3 protein-coding genes are annotated in these 3,626 nt (G+C 70.2%); all 3 read right to left on the bottom strand.

Annotation, left to right across the window (positions count from 1 at the left end):
- Positions 1 to 903 (bottom strand): MaoC family dehydratase (locus tag AC1DHD_RS14910; protein WP_476880464.1); only part of this gene is annotated, 903 nt, incomplete at its 3' end.
- Positions 900 to 2,240, bottom strand: a complete 1,341-nt coding sequence (locus AC1DHD_RS14915) for a 3-oxoacyl-ACP reductase (protein WP_476880465.1) — start codon at positions 2,238 to 2,240, stop codon at positions 900 to 902. The genes AC1DHD_RS14910 and AC1DHD_RS14915, both read right to left, overlap by 4 nt.
- A 9-nt stretch (positions 2,241 to 2,249) precedes the next feature.
- Positions 2,250 to 3,620: an acetyl-CoA C-acetyltransferase gene (locus AC1DHD_RS14920; RefSeq protein ID WP_476880466.1), complete on the bottom strand. Its 1,371-nt coding sequence runs from the start codon at positions 3,618 to 3,620 to the stop codon at positions 2,250 to 2,252.
- Positions 3,621 to 3,626 lie beyond the last annotated feature (6 nt).

Raw genomic sequence — 3,626 nt, forward strand, 5'->3', positions numbered from 1 at the left:
GGCCACGGACCCGCTGAAGTGTTTCCGCCCCGAGCGGGGGCTCCACGCCACATAGTCAGAACGCAGCCACGCGCCGTCGTCGGCCTGCCCAGTGCTGATGTCCAGCGCCACCCGCGCGGGCAGGAACACCGGGGCCTCAAACGCGACATCCCAGCTGAACGCGTCGCCCTTGGCGGCGCCGACGTCCGCCAGCGCCCTCGAGGCCAGGTACATGCCGTGGGCGATCGAGCGCCGCATCCCCAGAGCCTTGGCGCTGAGGACGCTGAGGTGGATCGGGTTGAAGTCACCGGAGACGGACGCGTAGGCCCGGCCGGTGTCCACCCCAAGCTGCCAGAGCGCGGTCGGATCCGGCGGGGTGAAGCCGTTCGGCGTTGCCGCGGCAGTCGGCTTGTCGATCCCGGGCAGGAACACCCCTTTGGCGAGATAGGTGGATACCCCGCGCCACCGCAGGGTTTCCTCTCCGGCCCCGCGGACCTCTGCCACCAGGTCCAGCTGTGTCCCGGCCCGGTGGCCGCGCAGGTTCTCGGCCCAGGCCCGAATGTCCAGGGCCTCGGAGAAGAGGACCGGCCCGGACTGGACCACCTTGTTGGTGAGATGGATCATTCCCAGCAGCGGCAGCGGGAAATCATCCCGGTTCATCACCGACATGGACAGCGGAAACGCCAGGGCGTGGATGAATCCCGCCGGCAGGGTATCGCTCGCGGTCTCGCCGATCAGGTGCTGGTAGGCGGTCAGGTTGGCCACCCCGGCCCGGACACCCCGCACCTCATGGCTGCAGCCGGGCAGTTCCGTCCCGGTCTGCGCCCCCAGGAGCCGCCGGCGTGCGGCCGTCGCGGCGGCATTCACGTACAGCTTGGACAGGGAGGGCATCTCGCCAAGAATGACCGGCTGGGTGCCGCTCATGCGCCCACCAGGTTCTGGCCGCAGACACGCAGCACCTCGCCGGAGATTCCGCCGGCGGCATCACTGGCGAGGAAGGCGATGGCCTCGGCCACGTCCCCTGGCTGGCCGCCCTGCTGCAGGGAGTTGAGTCGGCGTGCCACTTCGCGGGTGGCGAAGGGAATCCGCGCCGTCATTTCGGTCTCGATGAAACCGGGGGCGACGGCGTTGATGGAGCCGCCGCGGTCCGCCAGCAGCGGCGCCGTGGCCCGGACCATGCCCATCACGCCGCCCTTGGAGGCAGCGTAGTTCGTCTGGCCGCGGTTGCCGGCGATGCCGCTGGTGGAGGCGACGGAGACGATGCGCGGGGAGTTCCGGAAGTGCTCGGAGGCCAGCAGGGCCTCGTTGATGCGCAGCTGCGCGGCGATGTTCACGCCGATCACGGAAGTCCACCGACTCTGGTCCATGTTGGCCAGGAGTTTGTCCCGTGTGATGCCGGCATTGTGGATGACAATGTCCAGCCCGCCGTGCCGTTCCACGGCGTGGTCGATGATGCGCCGGCCGGCGTCGTCGCGGCTGATGTCCAGTTGCAGGGCCGTGCCGTGGACTTCGTTGGCGACCTTGGCCAGGTGGTCCCCGGCGGCCGGGATATCGACGACGACGACGGTGGCGCCGTCGCGGTACAGCGTGCGGGCGATGGCGGCACCAATGCCCCGGGCGGCGCCGGTGACAACCGCGACCTTACCGGCCAGCGGCTTCTCGGCGTCAGCCGGCAACTGGCCCGCGCCGGAGGTGACGGTGAGGAACTGCCCGTCCACGAAGGCGGAGCGGCCGGAGAGGAAAAAGCGGAGGGCGCCGAGGGTGCTCGGGCTGGTGGTGGTGGCGCCGTCGGCGAGCAGGATGCCATTCCCGGTGGCGCCGCCCCGCAGTTCCTTGGCCAGTGACCGAAGCAACCCGTCGATGCCCTGCCGGGCGGCGGCCGCGGCCGGGTCGGCGGTTCCCGCGGCGGCCCGCGAGACAGTGATCACGCGGGCGTTGGCGGCGAGGTCCCGCAGCGACGCCGCAGCGGAGAGCACCGGCTTTTCCAGGTCCTCGGGCCGGGCGGCCTCGTCCAGGACCAGGATGATCGCGCCGAGCTTCTCACGCGGCACCGCGTGGCGGCGGACATCCAGGTCCCAGGACAGCAGGGTGGCGGCCAGTTCGTCGGCGCCGCTTCCGGTGCCCTGCACCAGAACGGGTCCAACCACCAGCGGCTGGCCGGGCCGGTGCCGGCGCAGCACGGCAGGCTGCGGGAGCCCGAGCTTCTTGGCGAGGTCCTTGCCGAGGCCCTTGCTCACGAATTGTGTGTATTTGTCAGTCATCCGGTCCCCCTAGTGTGCTTCAAGAATGGCGACGACGCCCTGGCCGCCGGCGGCGCAAACGGAAATGAGGCCGCGGGCCGGGCGGCCGCCGACCTGCCCCTTGGCGTGCAGCATCTTTGCCAGTGTGGCGACGATGCGCCCGCCGGTCGCCGCGAACGGGTGCCCGGCGGCGAGGGAGGAACCGTTGACGTTGAGCTTGGCGCGGTCCACGCTTCCAAGGGCCCCGTCCAGGCCCAGCCGGGTCCGGCAGAACTCCTCGTCCTCCCACGCGGCCAGGGTGCTCAGGACGGTTCCGGCGAAGGCTTCGTGGATTTCGAAGAAGTCGATGTCATCGAACGTGAGGCCGTGGCGGGCCAGCAGGCGCGGGACGGCGAAGGCGGGCGCCATGAGCAGGCCGTCCTTGCCGTGGACGAAGTCGACGGCGGCGGCCTCCCCGTCAAGGACGGTGGCGAGCTTGGGCAGGTCGTGGGCGTCGGCCCACTCCTCCGTGGCGAGCAGCACAGTGGACGCGCCGTCGGTCAGCGGGGTGGAGTTGCCCGCCGTCATGGTCGCCTCGGCCCCGAGGTTCTTGCCGAAAACCGGCTTGAGCCCGGCGAGCTTTTCCTTGGTGGTGTCCGGGCGCAGGTTGGAGTCCCTGCTCAGGCCCCGGTAGGGGGTGAGGAGCTCGTCGAAGAAGCCGGCATCGTACGCGGCGGCAAGGTTGCGGTGGCTGTTGTAGGCCAGTTCGTCTTGGGCTTCGCGGGTGATCTTCCATTGCGCGGTGGTGAGGGCCTGGTGTTCGCCCATGGACAGTCCGGTGCGCGGCTCGCCGGTGTTCGGCGCGTCCGGGGCGAGGTCCTTGGGGCGGATCCGGCTCAGGACCTGGAGACGCTGCGGCAGGGTCTTGGCGCGGTTGAGGTCCAGCAGGATTTCACGCAGGCCTTCGCTGACGGCGATGGGGGCGTCGGAGGCCGAGTCCACGCCGCCGGCAATGGCGGAGTCGATTTGGCCGAGCTTGATCTTGTTCGCCAGGCCCAGCACGGTTTCGAGACCGGTGGCACAGGCCTGCTGCAGGTCGTAGGCGGGGGTTTCGGCCGAGAGCGCCGAGCCAAGGACGGCCTCCCGGGTGAGGTTGAAATCCCGGGAGTGCTTCAGGACGGCGCCTGCGGCGACTTCGCCGATCCGTTCATCCTGCAGCCCAAACCGGGCAATGAGGCCGTCGAGTGCAGCGGTGAGCATGTCCTGGTTCGAGGACTTGGTGTACGCGCCGCCGGTGCGGGCGAAGGGGATGCGGTTGCCGCCGACGATCACGGCCTTGCGGAGCTGGGGGGCTGCGGTCGCGCGCGGGGTGCGGGAAGCCGTCTCCTGCGGTCCGGTTGCGGACGTTCCGTTTTCAGTCATGAGCTG

Source organism: Arthrobacter sp. 05L45_2 (genome assembly GCF_056397525.1).

Excerpts from the sequence above, each read along its gene's own strand:
- AC1DHD_RS14915 (WP_476880465.1), bottom strand. The coding sequence starts at position 2,240 with ATGACTGACAAATACACACAATTCGTGAGCAAGGGCCTCGGCAAGGAC.
- AC1DHD_RS14920 (WP_476880466.1), bottom strand. The coding sequence starts at position 3,620 with ATGACTGAAAACGGAACGTCCGCAACCGGACCGCAGGAGACGGCTTCC.